The following is a 16711-nucleotide window of genomic DNA, read 5'->3' on the forward strand; positions in this document are numbered from 1 at the left end:
CCGCGTGTGCGCCGTTTGCGCGTCGGCTTGCGCGTGGCTCAGATCGCGCCGCCATTGGCGCTGCGCGTGCAGCGTTTTCGTGCGCGTGGCGAGCGCGTTCGACTGGTCGGCGAGCGCGGCGATGTCCTGCTCCATCGCCGTGCGCTGCTCGGGCGTCAGCAATTCCATGCCGTCCGCGCGGGCGCGCAACTGCTTGAGCGCATCGCGCGCCGCGCCCGCGCGCTCGTAGACCTGACGCGAGATTTCGCCGTAGATTTCCGTGCCCGTGAGTTCTTCGAGCAGTTCGGCGCGGTCGTTCGCGCTCGCGTTCAGGAAGGCCGCGAAGCCGCCTTGCGCGAGCAGCATCGAGCGCGTGAAGCGCGGGAAATCGAGCCGCGTGATCTCCTCGACGCGCCGCAATTTCTCGTTGATGTGCTGCGTGATGATCGTGCCGCTGCCGTCGTCGTGTTCGACCGTGGCGAGTTCGACGCGCGGCTGCTGCAACGCGCCGTCGACCTTGTCGCGCGAACGGCGCTGGCTCCAGAACGCGCGATAGACCGCGCCCTTCACTTCGAACACGACTTCCGCGAGACAGTCGGCGGTATGACGCGTCATGATGTCGTTCGCCGACGCCGACACGGTCTTGAGACGCGGCGTCTCGTGATAGAGCGCGAGGCAGATTGCGTCGAGCAGCGTCGATTTTCCCGCGCCGGTCGGGCCGGTGATCGCGAACAGGCCGTTCTCCGAAAACGGCGGCTGCGTGAAGTCGATGCGCCACTCGCCCTTCAGCGAGTTGAGATTCTTGAGGCGCAGGCTGCGGATTTTCATGCGTCGTCCTCCGGCGTGGCCTGCATGGCGGCGAGTACGTTTTTGTAGCGGTCGGTGAGTGCGCCGCGCACGTCGTCGTCGAGCGTTTCGTGCGCGAGGCGGCGCGCGAACACGTCGAGCGGATCGAGTTCGTCGAGCGTCACGCCCGAGTCGGCTGAGAGTTGCGCGGCGGCGTTGCCGCGCTCGCGGCGAATGCGCAGCACGTCGAGCGGCAGATCCTCGGTCATCGCCTGGATGCGCGCGGGCAGGTCGGCGAGATAGTCGTCCTCGGCGACGGTCACTTCGAGCCACGCGGGGCGCTCGGGCGTGGCGTCGCGCGCGATCTCGGCGAAGGCGGCGGGCAGCGTCTTCAGATTGCCGCGCAGCGCGGCGAGCGTCTGGAACGCGGGCACGGCGAGCGGCGTGACGGCTTCCAGGCCGTTCGCGCCGACATCGACGAGCAGCATTTCCTTGCGCTGCGTGGCTTCGTCGAAGCTCAGCGCGATCGGCGAGCCGCTATAGCGGATGTGCTCCAGACCGCCCACTTTCTGCGGACGATGAATATGCCCGAGCGCGATGTAGTCGGCCGGCGGAAACGCGCTGGTGGGGAACGCGTCGAGCGCGCCCACGTAGATCTCGCGCACCGATTCGCTCGCACTCGCGCCCACGGTCGTCAGATGGCCGGTGGCGATCAGCGGGACCGGGCGGCCGAGTTCGGCGGACAGTTGCGCGCGGCGCGTCTCGGCGGCGGCGAACACGGCCTGGTAGTAGGCCTGAATCGCCTGTTGCAGCGACTGCTGCTTCTGTTCGGCGCTCTGGCCGGTTTCGCCTTGCATCACGTCGCGCGCGCGGATGAACGGAATCGCGCAGACCACGCAGCCCGCTTCGTCCGGCTTGCCGCGCAGCGGCAGCACGCGAACCTGGTTGGGCGCGGCGTCGGCGTGCGGCACGACCTGGGCGGACAGGCGCTCGAGCAGCGCGCTGCTTTCGCGCAGCGTCGCGACGGAATCGTGATTGCCGCCGAGCAGGAGCAGCGTCACGCCCGCGGCGTGCAGGCGCACGACGAGCTGGCTGTACAGCTCGCGCGCGTAGCTCGGCGGCGTGCCGGTATCGAAGATATCGCCGGCGATCAGGACGGCGTCGACCGCATGGGCGTCGACCTGTGCAATGAGCCAGTCGATGAGCTGCTGGTGCTCGGCCTGGCGGCTCTTGCCCATGAAGTTCTGGCCCAGATGCCAGTCTGAGGTGTGGAGGAGGCGCATGGGGGCGTGATGGTGGCGACGTTCGCGGATGTCGCGGACGTCGCGAGTTTGGTTCGAAGGCAGCCGTGGCCGCGCGGATGACGAGGCGGCGGGCGCAAGTGGACGATTGTAGAGCAGGGGCGGCGCGCGCCGGGAGCGGTGTAACGTCGGCGAAAGGTTCGCGCAAGGCTGGCGTGCGTTCGACATCGCGCCATGCTTCACGTCAAGCCGCGCGCCGCGATGCATTAAGCACATGCCTAAAGTTTTTGCGTCGCCCTGCCGTTGACCCGCTTTGAAGCCCAAAAAAGCCGCATCGAGACTACACCAACCCGAATAGAGCCGCCCGCGCACGCTTCGCGACAGGGCGGACGATACGTCCGACGTCAATTTCCGGCGGCGGCTGAACAGAGGGAACGCTGCGCATCGCGCTTTCGCGCCGCGTTCCAGGAGACCAGAATGCTCAACAAGCTTTCGATACGCGCGAGTTTGACCCTGATGGTGGCGTTTTTCGGCGTGGTGCTGGTGATCGGCGCCGCGGCCGGGCTACTGTCGATGCGCGCGGGCAACGACGCGATGCAGGACATGTACACGGTGGACACCCCCGCCGTGGCCGACCTCGAAGGCAGCGCCGGCCAGCTCTTGCGGCTGCGGCTCGCGCTCGCCACCTATGCGTCGCTCGCCGATCTCGGCGACCAGACCGGCGCCGACGCCGTCCTCAAGCGCTTCGACACCTACCTCAAGATCTCCAACGATCGGCTCGATCACTATCTCTCGGTCGCCAGCAACGACGACGAGGACCGCCGCCTGATCGCCGTGATGCAGGACAAGCGCAACAATTTCCTGCACGCGGGCGTCGATCCGGCGCTCGCGGCGCTCAAGAGCGGCGACCGCAACGGCTTCCAGGAATTGCAGGCGCACAAGCTGCCCGCGCTCTACAACGGTTTCGAAAAGGCGATGCTGGCGCTCGAACAGCGTCAGATCGACCACGGCGCGCAGCGCTACCGCGATGCGCAGACGCGCTTCAAGGCGGTGAGCGTCGCGGTGGCCGTCGGCATGGTGTTCGCGCTGCTGTGCGCGTGGCTCGGCCGCGCGGCGCTGATGCGCGCGATCGTGCATCCGGTGGACGCCGCCGTCGCGCAGTTCGAGCGCATCGCGGCGGGCGACCTGAGCGCGGCGGTGTCCGTGGCGAGCCGCAACGAGATGGGCAAGCTGTCGGCCGCCCTGCAACGCATGCAGGCGGCGCTCGTGACGATGGTGAGCACGGTGCGCGCGGGCGCGGAATCGATCGATACGGGCGTGAGCGAAATCGCCGCGGGCAACACCGATCTGTCGCAACGCACGGAGGAGCAGGCCGCCTCGCTCGAAGAAACGGCGGCGAGCATCGAACAATTGACGTCGACGGTCAAGCAGACGGCGGGCAACGCGCAGGAGGCGAGTTCGCTCGCGCACGGCGCGTCCGGACTGGCGGCGCGCGGCGGCGAACTCGCGCGCGAGGTGGTGGGCACGATGCAGAACATCGTCGACGACTCGCGGCGCATTGCGGACATCGTCGGCGTGATCGAGGGCATCGCGTTCCAGACCAACATTCTGGCGCTCAACGCGGCGGTCGAAGCGGCGCGCGCGGGCGAGGAAGGGCGCGGCTTCGCGGTCGTGGCGGGTGAGGTGCGCTCGCTCGCGCAGCGCAGCGCGGGCGCGGCCAAGGAGATCAAGTCGCTGATCGACGCCTCGACGGCGCGCGTGGAAACCGGCGCGACGCTGGTCGAGCGCTCGGGCACGACGATGGAGGAGATCGTCGGCGCGATCGGACGCGTGAGCGCGATCATGGGCGAGATTGCGTCGGCGGCGACCGAGCAGAGCACCGGCATCGATCAGGTGAATCTCGCGGTCGCGCAGATGGATCAGGTCACGCAGCAGAATGCCGCGCTCGTCGAGCAGGCGGCTGCGGCGGCGGCCTCGCTGGAGGATCAGGCGCGGCGGCTCGCCACGGCGGTGGCGGTGTTTCGCACCTGAGGCGCGACGTAGCTGCGTAGCGGGCCTGGCTTCTGGCGGCCGCGGTCAGCGCGCGCTTTGTCCCTGACCGGGAGACGAAGCGGGCGGAACCGGGCGGAAGCGGGCGGTCGAGCGGGGCGGCGGCATGTCGCCCCGACCCGCGATCTTTAAGTCCGGACGGCGCTTCGCGTTATCATTGCCTCCACTTATCGACCGACTTCAGCAGATTCCAGCCGCCCATGGCCACCAAGAACACGACAGGCGCCGCACGACGCAGCCCGGCGCCGGGCAAGCGCGCCGCGCCGCCCGAGGAGACCCGCGACGCCGCGCAGAGCGAAGAACCCGGCGATCTCGCCAACGCCGCTGACGCAGCCGGCCCCGCCGAAGACGAAGGCGCGGGCGCCTCGACCTATCTCGTGCCGGGCCTCGAACGCGGCCTGCGCATCCTCACCGAATTTTCCGCGCGCGAACCCGTGCTGGGCGCGCCCGAGTTGTCGCGTCGCATCGGCATTCCGCGCACCACGACGTTTCGTCTGCTGCAGACGCTCGAAGCGCTCGGCTTCATCGAACGCGCGAACGGCGACCGTCAATATCGCCTGAGCGTGGCGGTCCTGCGGCTCGGCTTCGAGTATCTGAGCTCGCTCGAACTGACCGATTTCGGCACGCCGGTGCTCGAACGTCTGCGCGACGCGACCGGCCTGAGCACGCATCTGCTGATCCGCGACGGGCGCGACGTGGTGTTCGTCGCCAAGGCGCAAACGCGCGAGCCGATGTTCAGCTCGGTGAAGGTGCATGTGGGCACGCGTCTGCCCGCGCACGCCACGGTGCACGGCCAGGTGCTGATGGGCGATCTCTCGCTCACGGAACTGCGCGCGCTCTATCCCGAGAAGCAACTCGAACGCTATACGGACCGCACGCCTGCCACGGTCGCCGACCTCTACGCGCGCGTGCGCGAATTCGCGGAGCAGGGTTATGCGCTCAGCGAGGCGTCGTTCGAAACGGGGATTTCGGTGGTGAGCGCGCCCGTGCGCGACCAGTCGGGCCGCATCGTCGCGGCGCTCACGGCCACGGTGCCGCGCTCCGATATCGGCAGCGAAGCCGAACGCGCGCCGCTCGTCACGGCGGTGTGCGCGGCGGCGCTGGATTTGTCGGCGCGTCTGAATTACCGGCCGTTGCCCGGCGATCCCACGGCGGCGCAGGCCGCGCATGGCGGCAGCGTGCACGCGAGCTGAGTCCGCTTCGCCAGCCTGAATAAAAAAAGCGCGCCGCATTACGCGGCGCGCTTTTTTGTTGCTGTGCGATCAGAACGAGTGATGGATGCCCGTGAGCACGATCGTCTGATTGCGTCCGCTCGACACGCCCGCCGTGAAGAACGCCGCTTGCGCCTCGGAATTCGCGTGCTCGTAGAGCGCGTTCACGTAGACCTGCGTGCTCTTCGACAGCGCATAGACGTCGCCGATCATCAACTGCGTCCAGCGGCGGCCCGAGAGCGTCGTGGTGGCCGCGCCGCCGACGATCGAGTTCGCATTCGTGAGCTGATAGTTCGCGCCCGCGTCGTAGCTCTGGAACGTGTCGGAATAGCCGTTCGATTGCAGCTTCGTGCGCGTATACAGGCCGTGCACGAGCACCTTGCCGAACGAATACGACGCGCCGATCCCCATGTTCTCGACCTTGTCGGCGATATAGCTCGCGGCGGCCTGGCCCTGGAACGTGGTGATGCCCGTGGTCGACATCGACACCGAACGGTCATGCTCGTTCGACCACGTCGCGCCGGCCTTGAACGGACCGTTCGCATAACTGATCGAAAAGCCCATCGTGCGGCCGGTCGAAAAGTTCGTGGTGTTGCCGAAGCCGAACATCGCGCCCGCCGTGAAGCCATACCAGTTCGGCGAGCGGTATTTCACCGAATTGTTGTACGGCACGACGCCGGTATCCGCGAGCTGATCGATATTGCCCGGATGGAACGCGTACCAGCTCGCCGCGAGATAGGCGGTGCTGAACGGATCGAGCACGTCGAACGAGAACGGCGTCTGATTGCCGAGCGTGAGCGTGCCGAAGCGATCCGAATTCAGGCCCACGTACGCCTGACGGTTGAACAGCGTGTTGGCCTTCGCCATCGCGCCCGTGTTCGTATAGAAGCCGTTTTCAAGCTGGAAGATCGCCTTCAGGCCGTCGCCCAGATCTTCCTGGCCGCGCAGGCCCCAACGGTCGGGCTGCATGTTGCCCTGTTCCTCCATCCACTTCGAATGTCCGCCCACGTTGCTGACGTAGGCCACACCGGCATCCAGGCTGCCGTATAGCGTGACGCTGCTTTGCGCCCATGCAGACGAGACGGCGCACAGACCCGTCAACCCCGCGGCAATGAAGTGCTTCAACTTTGGACTCCTGATCGTATGACGAATGACCGGTTCCGGCGAAATGGCCATGAAAGCCTGTCCGGAACCGCTAGACCCAACCCCTCGATGCGATGGCGGCTTTGCTTTTCTTTTTTGTCCGTCGTATGTTTCACCTATGGACAAACGTGCTGCCTATGGAAAGTATAGAGACTTGCACGAGACGCCAAAATACTTTTTCGGGAGAGTGATTCCCCTGGGTGGGCAAGCGTGGACAAACCGGTCATCGAGTCCTAAGCACTTGGACCGTAAGCGTTTTGGCAACTACTTCGGCGTCCTCGACGAGCGCGTTGCCGATCTTTTGAAGAGACGCTCGGTGTTTTCCCCAGGAGCGCCGGATTTTTATTTTGTCCTCCGCGCCAGACTCCTATAATGACCATACATAAACTACTGTTCCGCTTATGGAACACGGTTGCTTCAGGAAAGGTGAGAAATGGCTGAACAATGGCGCTGTGCCGGGCATGCCGGCGATCTGACCGAAGACGCGCCGATCGAGTACAAGCTCGACGGCACCGAAATCGGCATCTACAAGGTGGGCGACGAGGTCTACGCGCTCGAGAACGTCTGCCCGCACGCGTACGCGCTGCTGACGCAAGGTTTCGTCGACGAAGGCACGGTGGAATGTCCGCTGCACGAAGCGGTGTTCGACATCAAGAGCGGCGAGTGCATCAAAGGCCCGGGCGGCCGCGCGCTGAAGCAATACGCCGTGCGTCTCGCCGGTGAAGAAATCCAGATCAAGGTGGAATGACATGCGTGAAGTCCCTGTGAATTTCAATCCGATGCTCAAGCCGTGGGTGGCGCCGCAACCCAACAACGTCGCCGGTAAAGGCGTGATCGAGCAGCCGGGCCAGAGCGAAAACATGATCTGGCAAAACCGCAAGGCCGAGCCGACGCAATACGAAAACGACTTCGGCGACGCGCTCGAACAAGTGTTCGAAGCGGGCGCGACCGAACTCGACGACGTGGTCGCCGGTTTGAACCGCATCGGCTTGCGCACGCCGGAAGGCGCGGCCTGGAACGCGGAGCGCCTCGCCGCCGAATTCCGTCTGCTCGCCGAATAAGCGCGCGTCGGGCCAACAAGAATACGGAGTCTTCATCATGACGTCCCCCACGACAGACACCCCGGCGAGCGCCGACCCGATCCGCGCCTATCTCGACCGCGGCATCAAGAACTACTGGTATCCCGTCGCGCCGAGCTGGCAAGTCGGCAGCGCGCCCATCGGCATCACGCGCCTTGGCGAACAGATCGTGCTGTGGCGCGATCAGGACGGCCAGGTCCACGCGCTCGAAGACCGCTGCCCGCACCGCGGCGCGCGTCTCTCGCTCGGCTGGAATCTGGGCAATCGCGTGGCGTGCTGGTATCACGGCATCGAAGTCGACGGCAGCGGCACCGTGCAGAGCGTGCCGGCCGTGTCGGCGTGCCCGCTCGAAGGCCAGAAGTGCGTGAAGTCGTATCCCGCGCAAGAGCATGCGGGCGCGGTGTTCCTGTGGTTCGGCGATGAAGCGCACAAGGAACCCGCGCCGCTGCAACTGCCGGAAGAACTCGTGGGCGAGGAGTACGCGAGCTTCCTGTGCATGTCGAACTGGAAGTGCAATTACCAGTACGCGATCGACAACGTCATGGACCCGATGCACGGCGCGTATCTGCACGCGACGTCGCACTCGATGGCCGAAGGCGACAAGCAGGCCGACATGCGCGTGCGTAAAACCGACTCGGGCCTCGTGTTCGAAAAGGTCGGCCAGCGCGACGTCAACTTTGACTGGGTCGAACTCGGCGAAACCGGCTGCCTGTGGATGCGTCTGGAAATTCCGTACAAGAAGAAGTTCGGCCCCGGCGGCAACTTCGGCATCATCGGCTTCGCGGTGCCCGTCGACGCGGACAACTGCCAGGTCTACTTCTGGCGCACGCGCAAGGTGCAGGGCTGGCAGCGCGACGCATGGCGCTTCATGTACCGCAACCGCCTCGAAGGTCTGCATTGGGCCGTGCTCGAGCAAGACCGTTACGTGCTCGAAAGCATGGCGCCGAATGCACGCGATCAGGAATTCCTCTATCAGCACGACGTCGGCATGACGCGCGTGCGCCGCATGCTGCGTCAGCGCGCGCAACAGCATTTCGCCGATCTCGACGCGTTCCGCGCGCAGCAAGGCGCGCAAGCGCAAGCCGAGAGCCACAGCCATGCGTGAGTCCGCTGCATCGGCACAAGGCGCGGTGCAAGGCGCGATGCAAGGCGCGCTCGCAGGCCGTCGCGTGATCGTCACGGGCGGCGCGCGCGGACTTGGCGCCGACTTCGTCACGACGCTCGCGGCAGCCGGTGCGCGCGTCGTGTTCGGCGACGTGCTGCACGAAGCGGGCGAGGCGCTCGCGCAATCGCTCGCGGCGCAAGGTCACGACGTGGCGTTCGCGGCGCTCGATCTCGCGCAGCCCGACAGCATCGCGGCCTTTGTCGAACACGCGGCGCAACGCATGGGCGGCATCGACGCGCTCATCAACAACGCGGCCATCACCAACTCGGGCGGCAAGTTCGCGCATGAGATCAGCGTGCCGACGTGGGACGCCGTGATGGACGTGAACGTGCGCGGCACCTGGCTCATGTGCACGGCGGCGCAGCCTTTCCTGGCCGATTCGGGCCGTGGCGCGATCGTCAACATCGCCTCGGACACCGCGCTGTGGGGCGCGCCCAAACTGCTCGCCTATGTGGCCAGCAAGGGCGCCGTGATCGCGATGACGCATTCGCTCGCGCGCGAGTTCGGCGCGCAGGGCATCACCGTCAACGCCATCGCGCCGGGGCTCACGGAAGTGGAAGCCACCGCTTACGTGCCGCCCGAGCGCCACGCGTTCTACCTCGACGGCCGCGCGCTGCAACGCGCCCAGGTGCCCGAGGACGTGACCGGCCCCGTGCTGTTTCTGCTGACCGACGCCGCGCGCTTCGTGACCGGGCAATTGCTGCCCGTGAACGGCGGCTTCGTGATGAATTGATGTCGACGAATGGACTATCCGTTCGCGAGAACGTTTGAAAGAACCCAAGGAGAAAACGATGGCCGATGCCGATCTCGAACGCAAGTCGTGGGACCGTCCCGCCGAAGCGAGCTTTGAAGACTGGATGAACAGCCGCGTCGCGCGCTATGAAACGCGCCGCTACGACTGGGACGCACTGAAGTTCCAGGCCGACTACGACCCGAAGTACCGCCGCGCGCAAATGCGCTACGTGGGCACGGGCGGCACCGGCGTGGCGAAGGACAGCAACACCGTGCCGTCGGGCGGCTTCACGTTCTCGACGATGGTGATTCCGGCCGGCAACATCGGCCCGAGCCACATCCATATCGACGTCGAAGAAATCTTCTTCGTGCTGCGCGGCAAGATGAAAGTGATCTGCGAGAAGGACGGCGAAACGTGGGAAGCCGTGCTCGGCGAGCGCGATCTGATCTCGGTGCCGCCGGGCGTGTATCGCACGGAAATCAACATCGGCGAAGAAGACGCGCTGATGTGCGTGATGCTCGGTTCGTCCAAGCCGATCACGCCGACGTATCCGCCCGATTCGCCGCTCGCGAAGATCAAGCGCGAACAGAAGTAAGACCGTCATTCATCTGAACACCCGACGAAGTTGCACACGAACACCGAAGCCATGAACGACGCGATGCTCTCCGACGCCTCATCAGCCGCCACGCTTGACACGCTCGATACGCGGCTCGCGCGCTTTGCGCCGCGCCACGTGCAAGCGGGCGAGGCCGTCGTGAGCTATCGCAAAGCGCCGGGCAATGAAGACGGCAACGAGGCGCTGCCGCTCGTCCTGCTGCATGGCATCGGTTCGGGCGCGGCTTCGTGGGTGCAGCAGATGGAAACGCTCGGCGCGAGCCGTCGCGTGATCGCCTGGGACGCGCCCGGTTATGGCGCGTCCACGCCGGTCGCGAGCGCTTCGCCGCTCGCCGCCGATTACGCGCGCGTGCTGGCGGACTGGCTCGACGCGCTCGATATTCAACGCTGCGTGCTGGTCGGCCATTCGCTCGGCGCGATCATCGCCGGCGCATTCACGGCCGCGCATCCGCAGCGCGTGAGCGGTCTGCTGCTGATTTCTCCTGCGGCCGGTTATGGCGCGGCGGACCCGCAAGTGCGCGCCGACAAGCGCGACGCGCGTCTGGCCATGCTCGCCGAACTCGGTCCGCAAGGTCTCGCCGAAAAGCGCAGCGCCAACATGCTGTCCGCGCATGCAGACGACGCGTCGCGCGTGTGGGTGCGCTGGAACATGGCGCGCGTGATTCCGCACGGTTACGCGCAGGCCACGCATCTGCTCGCGAACGCCGACCTCGCCGCCGACCTTGCGCGCTGCGTGAACCGCGTGCCGATGGCCGTGGCCGTCGGCGCCGACGACACCATCACGCCGCCGCAAGCTTGCGAACGTCTCGCGCAAGTCGCGCAGGCGCCGTTTCAGATCGTGCCGCACGCGGGCCACGCGGGCTACATCGAGCAACCGGCTGCATATAGCGCACTGCTCGACGCCTTTTGCCGCGCACATTAAGGAACCCTTAAAGAATGACACCCGACCTCGCCAGCGCGTCCCCCGACGCCGACGAAGACCGCAACGACACCAGCTATCGCGTGCCGGGGCTGGAACGGGGGCTGCGCATTCTCACCGAATTCTCGCCGCGCGAGCCGGTGCTCGATGCGCCCGAACTGTCGCGCCGCCTCGGCATTCCGCGCACGACCGTGTTCCGTCTGTTGCAGACGCTCGAATCGCTCGGCTTTCTCGAACGCGCCGACCGCGACCGCAATTACCGCCTCGGCGTGGCCGTGCTGCGCCTCGGCTTCGAATATCTGAGCTCGCTCGAACTGACCGACCTCGGCCTGCCGCTGATCGAAGCGCTGCGCGACGCCACCGGCCTCACGACGCACATCGTGATTCGCGACGGACGCGACATCGTGTTCGTCGCGAAGGCGCAAAGCCACGCGCCGATCTTCAGCTCGGTGAAGGTGAACGTGGGCACGCGTCTGCCCGCGCACGCCACCACGCACGGCCAGGTGCTGATGGGCGATCTCACGCTCGACGAACTGCGCGCGCTCTATCCGGAGCCGGCGCTCGAACGCTTCACGCCCTCGACGCCGGACACGGTCGAAGAACTCTTCGCGCGCATTCGCGAAGACGCCGAGCGCGGCTATGCCGTGAGCGAATCGTCGTTCGAGCGCGGCATTTCGGTGGTGTCGGCGCCCGTGCGCAACGACACGGGCCGCATCGCCGCCGTGGTGACGACCACCATTCCGCGTCCGGGCATCGACACCTCGCTGCTCGACGGCGGCCTGATCGACAAGGTGCGTCACGCAGCCGATGAACTGTCGAAGCGCCTCAATTACCGCGGTCAATCTTCGCAGGCCGCGGGCAGCAAGAAAACGTCGTACATGAAGGCACTGGGGATCAAATGATTCAACTCGATTTGCGCGGCCAGGTCGCGGTGGTCACGGGCGGTTCGTCCGGCATCGGCCTCGCCACCGCCGAACTCTTTTTGCAGGCGGGCGCCTCGGTCGCGATCTGCGGCCGTGACAGCGACCGCCTCGCACGCGCCGAACGCGAACTGCGCGAGCGTCATCCGCAGGCGCAACTGCTGGCCGCGCGTTGCGACGTGCTCGACGCAACCGATGTGGCCGCTTTCGCGAGCGCCGTCGAACAGCGCTTCGGCCGCGCCGACATGCTTGTGAACAACGCGGGCCAGGGCCGCGTTTCCACCTTCGCCGACACCACCGACGAAGCGTGGCGCGAAGAGCTGGACCTCAAGTATTTCAGCATCATCCGCCCCACGCGCGCATTCTTGCCGATGCTGAAAAGCACCGCAAAACAAGGGCAAAACGCGTCGATCGTCTGCGTGAACTCGCTGCTCGCGCTGCAGCCCGAGCCACATATGGTCGCGACGTCGTCGGCGCGCGCGGGCGTGCTCAGCCTCATCAAGTCGCTCGCGGTCGAACTCGCGCCCGAGCACATCCGCGTGAACTCGATCCTGATCGGCATCGTCGAGTCGGGCCAGTGGCGCCGCCGCTATGACAACGACGCCGCCGCGCAGGCCGCCGGTCAAAGCTGGCAGGACTGGACCGGCGAACTCGCCCGCAAGAAGCACATTCCGCTCGGCCGCTTCGGTTTGCCCGAAGAAGCCGCGCAAGCCCTGTTTTATCTGGCCACGTCCCTGTCGTCCTATACGACGGGCAGTCATATCGATGTATCTGGAGGCGTAGCACGTCATGTCTAATAAAACCACCGTCGGCGAACTGATCGCCGCCTTCCTCGAACAATGCGGCGTTCAAACCGCGTTCGGCGTGATTTCGATTCACAACATGCCGATCCTCGACGCCATCGGCGTGCGCGGCAACATCCGCTATGTGGGCGCGCGCGGCGAAGCGGGTGCGGTCAACATGGCCGACGGCCTCGCGCGCGTCTCGGGCGGCCTCGGCGTGGCGTTCACGAGCACGGGCACGGCGGCGGGCAACGCAGCGGGCGCGATGGTCGAAGCCCTCACGGCAGGCACGGCGCTGCTGCACATCACCGGCCAGATCGAAACCGAATATCTCGATCAGGACCTCGCGTACATCCACGAAGCGCCCGATCAACTGTCGATGCTCTCGTCGATCTCGAAGGCCGCGTTCCGCGTGCGTTCGGTCGAAACCGCGCTGCCGACGATCCGCGAAGCCGTGCGCGTCGCGCAGACCGCGCCGAGCGGTCCGGTCAGCGTCGAGATCCCCATCGACATTCAGGCCGCGCTGACCGAGTGGCCCGCCGATCTGGCCGCGCCGCATCTCACGACGCTCACGCACGACGAAGCGCGCGTCGAACAACTCGCGAACGCGCTCACGAAGGCGAAGCGTCCGCTGCTGTGGCTCGGCGGCGGCACGCGCCACGCGCGCGGCGCGGTCGAACGTCTGGTGGCGCTGGGCTTCGGCGTGGTGACGAGCGTGCAGGGCCGTGGCGTGCTGCCCGAAGATCATCCGGCGACGCTCGGCGCGTTCAACGTGAGCGGCTCCGTCGAGCGCTTCTACAAGACCTGCGATGCGATGCTGGTGGTTGGCTCGCGTCTGCGCGGCAACGAAACGCTCAAGTACAAGCTCGGTCTGCCGCAGCCGCTCTATCGTATCGACGCCGACGCGCTCGCCGATAACCGCGGCTATCGCAACGAACTCTTCGTGCACGGCGACGCCGCGCGCGTGCTCGACGCACTCGCCACGCGCCTCGAAGGCAAGCTCAAGGTCGATCCGCAATTCGCCGCCGATCTCGCGGCCGCGCGCGAAACGGCCGTGAGCGAAACGGCCAAGGGTCTCGGCCCGTATCGCCGCCTCGTGGAAGCGCTGCAACGCGCCGTGGGCCGAGACTACAACTGGGTGCGCGACGTCACGATCTCGAACAGCACGTGGGGCAACCGCCTGCTGAAGATCTTCACGCCGCGCGCGGGCGTGCATGCGCTGGGCGGCGGCATCGGCCAGGGCATGCAGATGGCGATCGGCGCGGCGCTCGCGAATGCGGCCGCGAAGACGGTCTGCCTCGTCGGCGACGGCGGCCTGATGGTGAACGTCGGCGAACTCGCGACGGCCGTGCAGGAAAAGGCCAACGTCATGATCGTGCTGATGAACGACCAGTGCTACGGCGTGATCCGCAACATTCAGGACGCGCAGTACGGCGGCCGCCGCATGTTCGTCGATCTGCACCAGCCGGAATTCTCGCAGTTCTGCGCGAGCCTGGGCCTCAAGCACTTCCGCCTCTCGTCGCTCGACAACGCCGACGACGTGATCCGCGAAGGCATCGCGTTCGACGGCCCCGTGCTGCTCGAAGTCGACATGAAGTCGGTCGGCAGCTTCGAAGCCGTGTTCGCCGGCCCGCCGGTGCGCAAGGAGGAGCCGCAACATGCTTAACGGTCATGGCGGCCACGCCGCTCACGCGCCCATCGACATCGCGATGATCGGTTTCGGCGCGATCGGTCAGACCGTCTATCGCGCGGTCGCCGCCGATCCGCTCGTGCACGTCTCGCACGTGATCGTGCCCGAGCATCATGCCGACGCCGTGCGCGCCCAGGTGGACGGCGCGGTGGAAGTGGTGTCGTCGGTGGACCGTCTGTCGACCAAGCCGCATTTCGCGCTCGAATGCGCGGGTCACGCCGCGCTGCTCGATCACGTCGTGCCGCTGCTGCAAAGCGGCACCGATTGCGCGGTGGCGTCGATCGGCGCGCTGTCCGACGTCGATCTGCTCGAACGTCTGTCGCTCGCGGCGGACGAAGGCGACGCGACGGTCACGCTGCTGTCGGGCGCGATCGGCGGCATCGACGCGCTCTCGGCGGCCAAGCTCGGCGGCCTCGACGAGGTGCTGTACACGGGCCGCAAGCCGCCGCTCGGCTGGCTCGACACGCCGGCGGAAAAGGTCTGCGATCTGCGTACGCTCACGAAAGAGCAGGTGATCTTCGAAGGCAGCGCGCGCGAAGCGGCGCGGCTCTTTCCGAAGAACGCCAACGTGGCGGCGACCATCGCGCTCGCGGGCCTCGGCCTCGACCACACGACGGTGCGCCTGATCGCCGATCCGGCGGTCGAGCGCAACGTGCATCGCATCGTGGCGCGCGGCGTGTTCGGCGAGATGTCGCTGGAAATGAGCGGCAAGCCGCTGCCCGACAATCCGAAAACCTCGGCGCTCACGGCGTACAGCGCGATTCGCGCGCTGCGCAACCGTGCCGCGCGTTGCGTGATCTGATGACGCGCCTCGCGCACAAGCTGTGATGGAAGGCGATACATGTGCAGATGCACAGGTATCGCCCGCAATGAAACAAAGAGACCTCTGACATGACTCCCTTCGATACGAGCCTCGTTCCCAACGGCGACATTTTCGTCGGCGGCGAATGGCGCCAGGGCCGCGCCGCGCCCTTCGCGAGCCTTTACCCGGCCGACCAGTCGCTCAACATGGAGGTCTCGACGGCGAGCGCCGAAGACGCCGCCGAAGCCGTGGAAAAAGCGCACGCCGCGTGGAAGCAGGGCGCGTGGTCGGGCATGAAGCCGCATCTGCGCGCGCTCGTGCTGTACCGCATCGCCGACCTCATCATGCAGCGCCACGAAGCGCTCGCGCAGTTGCAGCGCCGCGACAACGGCAAGCCGATCGGCGAGACGCGCGTGCTGGTGGCGAGCGCCGCGAACACGTTCCGCTATTTCGCGGCCTGCCTCGAAACGCTCGACGAGGAAGTCACGCCTTCGCGCGGCGACTATCTGACGATGAGCGTGTACGAACCGATTGGCGTGGTCGCCGCGATCACGCCGTGGAATTCGCCGATCGCCTCCGACGCGCAGAAGCTCGCGCCCGCGCTCGCAGGCGGCAACGCCGTGGTGCTCAAGCCCGCCGAAGTCACGCCGCTGATCTCGCTCGCGCTCGCGCGCATCTGCGAGGAGGCCGGCGTGCCGAAGGGCATTCTGAGCGTGCTGCCGGGCAAGGGCTCGGTGATCGGCGACGTGCTGGTGCGCCATCCGCTCGTGCGCAAGGTCTCGTTCACGGGCGGCACCGAAGTGGGCCGCGGCATCGCGCGCATCGCGGCGGACAAGCTCATGCCGGTGTCGCTCGAACTGGGCGGCAAGTCGCCGACCATCGTGTTCGAGGATGCCGACATCGATCACGCGATTAATGGCGTGCTATACGGGATCTTCAGTTCGTCGGGCGAGGCGTGTATCGCGGGTTCGCGTCTGTTCGTGCAGCGCTCGATTTACGACACGTTCATGAAGCGCCTCGTGGCGGCCGCACGCGAATTGCGCGTGGGCGATCCGTCGAACGAGAAGACGCAGATGGGTCCGCTGATCACGCCGAAGCATCGCGAATCGGTCGAACGCTACGTGGCGATCGGGCTGGAGGAAGGCGGCCGCCTGCTGTGCGGCGGCGAGCGTCCGGTCGGCGACGGCCGCGAACAGGGCTGCTTCTATCAGCCGACGATTCTCGAAGGTCTGACCAATAGCGCGCGCATCTGCCAGGAAGAGATTTTCGGACCGGTGCTGGTGGCGATGCCCTTCGACGACGAAGCGGCGCTCATCGAAGAAGCCAACGACAGCGTGTTCGGTCTCGCCGCCGGCATCTGGACGCGCGACTACAAACGCGCCTGGCGCGTGGCGCGCAAGATCGAGGCGGGCACCGTCTGGATCAATACGTACAAGCTGTTTTCGATTTCCACGCCGTTCTCGGGCTGGAAGGAAAGCGGCATGGGCCGCGAAAAAGGGCGGCTCGGCATTCGCGAATACATGCAGCAAAAGAGCCTTTACTGGGGCTTGAATGACGCGCCGCTGCCTTGGGCCAACGCCTGAGCGCGCGCAACGGA

16 protein-coding genes are annotated in these 16711 nt (G+C 66.4%); 13 read left to right on the forward strand and 3 right to left on the reverse strand.

Translation table 11 applies throughout. The annotated features are described in order from the left end of the window. On the reverse strand, positions 1 to 807 hold an 807-nt coding region (locus tag G3N97_RS17405), incomplete at its 3' end, for an AAA family ATPase (protein WP_205994374.1). Continuing rightward, positions 804 to 2048, reverse strand: coding sequence for an exonuclease subunit SbcD (sbcD, locus tag G3N97_RS17410; protein ID WP_205994375.1), 1245 nt, complete (start codon positions 2046 to 2048; stop codon positions 804 to 806). The genes sbcD and G3N97_RS17405, both read right to left, overlap by 4 nt. Before the next feature lie 435 nt (positions 2049 to 2483). Here sbcD and G3N97_RS17415 point away from each other — a divergent pair, with 435 nt between their 5' ends. Both G3N97_RS17415 and G3N97_RS17420 read left to right on the forward strand, forming a co-directional pair. After that, complete coding sequence (locus G3N97_RS17415; RefSeq protein WP_205994376.1) at positions 2484 to 4037, forward strand: methyl-accepting chemotaxis protein; 1554 nt, start codon at positions 2484 to 2486, stop codon at positions 4035 to 4037. A 218-nt stretch (positions 4038 to 4255) separates the two neighbouring features. Then, on the forward strand, positions 4256 to 5248 hold the full coding sequence (locus G3N97_RS17420) for an IclR family transcriptional regulator (protein ID WP_205994377.1): 993 nt from the start codon (positions 4256 to 4258) through the stop codon (positions 5246 to 5248). Positions 5249 to 5317: 69 nt separating this feature from the next. Here the strand turns inward: G3N97_RS17420 and G3N97_RS17425 are convergent, their stop codons facing one another. Then, positions 5318 to 6391: a porin gene (locus G3N97_RS17425; RefSeq protein WP_205994378.1), complete on the reverse strand. Its 1074-nt coding sequence runs from the start codon at positions 6389 to 6391 to the stop codon at positions 5318 to 5320. Positions 6392 to 6842: 451 nt separating this feature from the next. Between G3N97_RS17425 and G3N97_RS17430 the strand changes: the two genes are divergently transcribed. From G3N97_RS17430 to G3N97_RS17480, 11 genes are all read left to right on the forward strand, one after another. Then, positions 6843 to 7157, forward strand: a complete 315-nt coding sequence (locus tag G3N97_RS17430) for a non-heme iron oxygenase ferredoxin subunit (RefSeq protein ID WP_065057802.1) — start codon at positions 6843 to 6845, stop codon at positions 7155 to 7157. Between the two features lies 1 nt (position 7158). Next, entirely contained in the window at positions 7159 to 7470 is a 312-nt protein-coding gene (locus tag G3N97_RS17435) for a recombinase-like helix-turn-helix domain-containing protein (protein ID WP_205994379.1), read from the forward strand. A gap of 37 nt (positions 7471 to 7507) precedes the next feature. After that, positions 7508 to 8593 carry an aromatic ring-hydroxylating dioxygenase subunit alpha gene (locus G3N97_RS17440; protein WP_205994380.1) on the forward strand — a complete coding sequence of 362 codons (1086 nt, stop codon included), beginning with the start codon at positions 7508 to 7510 and terminating at the stop codon, positions 8591 to 8593. Positions 8594 to 8618: 25 nt separating this feature from the next. Next, complete coding sequence (locus G3N97_RS17445) at positions 8619 to 9386, forward strand: SDR family oxidoreductase (RefSeq protein WP_205994394.1); 768 nt, start codon at positions 8619 to 8621, stop codon at positions 9384 to 9386. Positions 9387 to 9444: 58 nt separating this feature from the next. After that, entirely contained in the window at positions 9445 to 9981 is a 537-nt protein-coding gene (locus G3N97_RS17450) for a cupin domain-containing protein (RefSeq protein WP_176081643.1), read from the forward strand. Positions 9982 to 10032: 51 nt separating this feature from the next. Then, positions 10033 to 10923: an alpha/beta fold hydrolase gene (locus G3N97_RS17455; RefSeq protein WP_205994381.1), complete on the forward strand. Its 891-nt coding sequence runs from the start codon at positions 10033 to 10035 to the stop codon at positions 10921 to 10923. A 14-nt stretch (positions 10924 to 10937) separates the two neighbouring features. Beyond that, positions 10938 to 11822: an IclR family transcriptional regulator gene (locus G3N97_RS17460; protein ID WP_065057806.1), complete on the forward strand. Its 885-nt coding sequence runs from the start codon at positions 10938 to 10940 to the stop codon at positions 11820 to 11822. After that, a complete protein-coding gene (locus tag G3N97_RS17465) occupies positions 11819 to 12637 on the forward strand; it encodes an SDR family oxidoreductase (protein ID WP_110326540.1) in 819 nt (272 codons plus the stop codon). The genes G3N97_RS17460 and G3N97_RS17465 overlap by 4 nt, the downstream gene beginning before the upstream one ends. After that, positions 12630 to 14288 carry a thiamine pyrophosphate-binding protein gene (locus G3N97_RS17470; protein WP_205994382.1) on the forward strand — a complete coding sequence of 553 codons (1659 nt, stop codon included), beginning with the start codon at positions 12630 to 12632 and terminating at the stop codon, positions 14286 to 14288. The genes G3N97_RS17465 and G3N97_RS17470 overlap by 8 nt, the downstream gene beginning before the upstream one ends. Beyond that, positions 14281 to 15114, forward strand: coding sequence for an aspartate dehydrogenase (locus G3N97_RS17475; protein ID WP_065057809.1), 834 nt, complete (start codon positions 14281 to 14283; stop codon positions 15112 to 15114). Before G3N97_RS17470 ends, G3N97_RS17475 begins: the two co-directional genes overlap by 8 nt. Positions 15115 to 15203: 89 nt before the next feature. Further along, the gene (locus G3N97_RS17480) at positions 15204 to 16697 is read left to right on the forward strand and encodes an aldehyde dehydrogenase (RefSeq protein WP_205994383.1); all 1494 of its coding nucleotides are present in this window, start codon (positions 15204 to 15206) and stop codon (positions 16695 to 16697) included. Positions 16698 to 16711 lie beyond the last annotated feature (14 nt).

The sequence above is a fragment of the Paraburkholderia sp. Ac-20347 genome (genome assembly GCF_017104805.1).
Taxonomy (GTDB): Bacteria; Pseudomonadota; Gammaproteobacteria; order Burkholderiales; family Burkholderiaceae; genus Paraburkholderia; species Paraburkholderia tropica.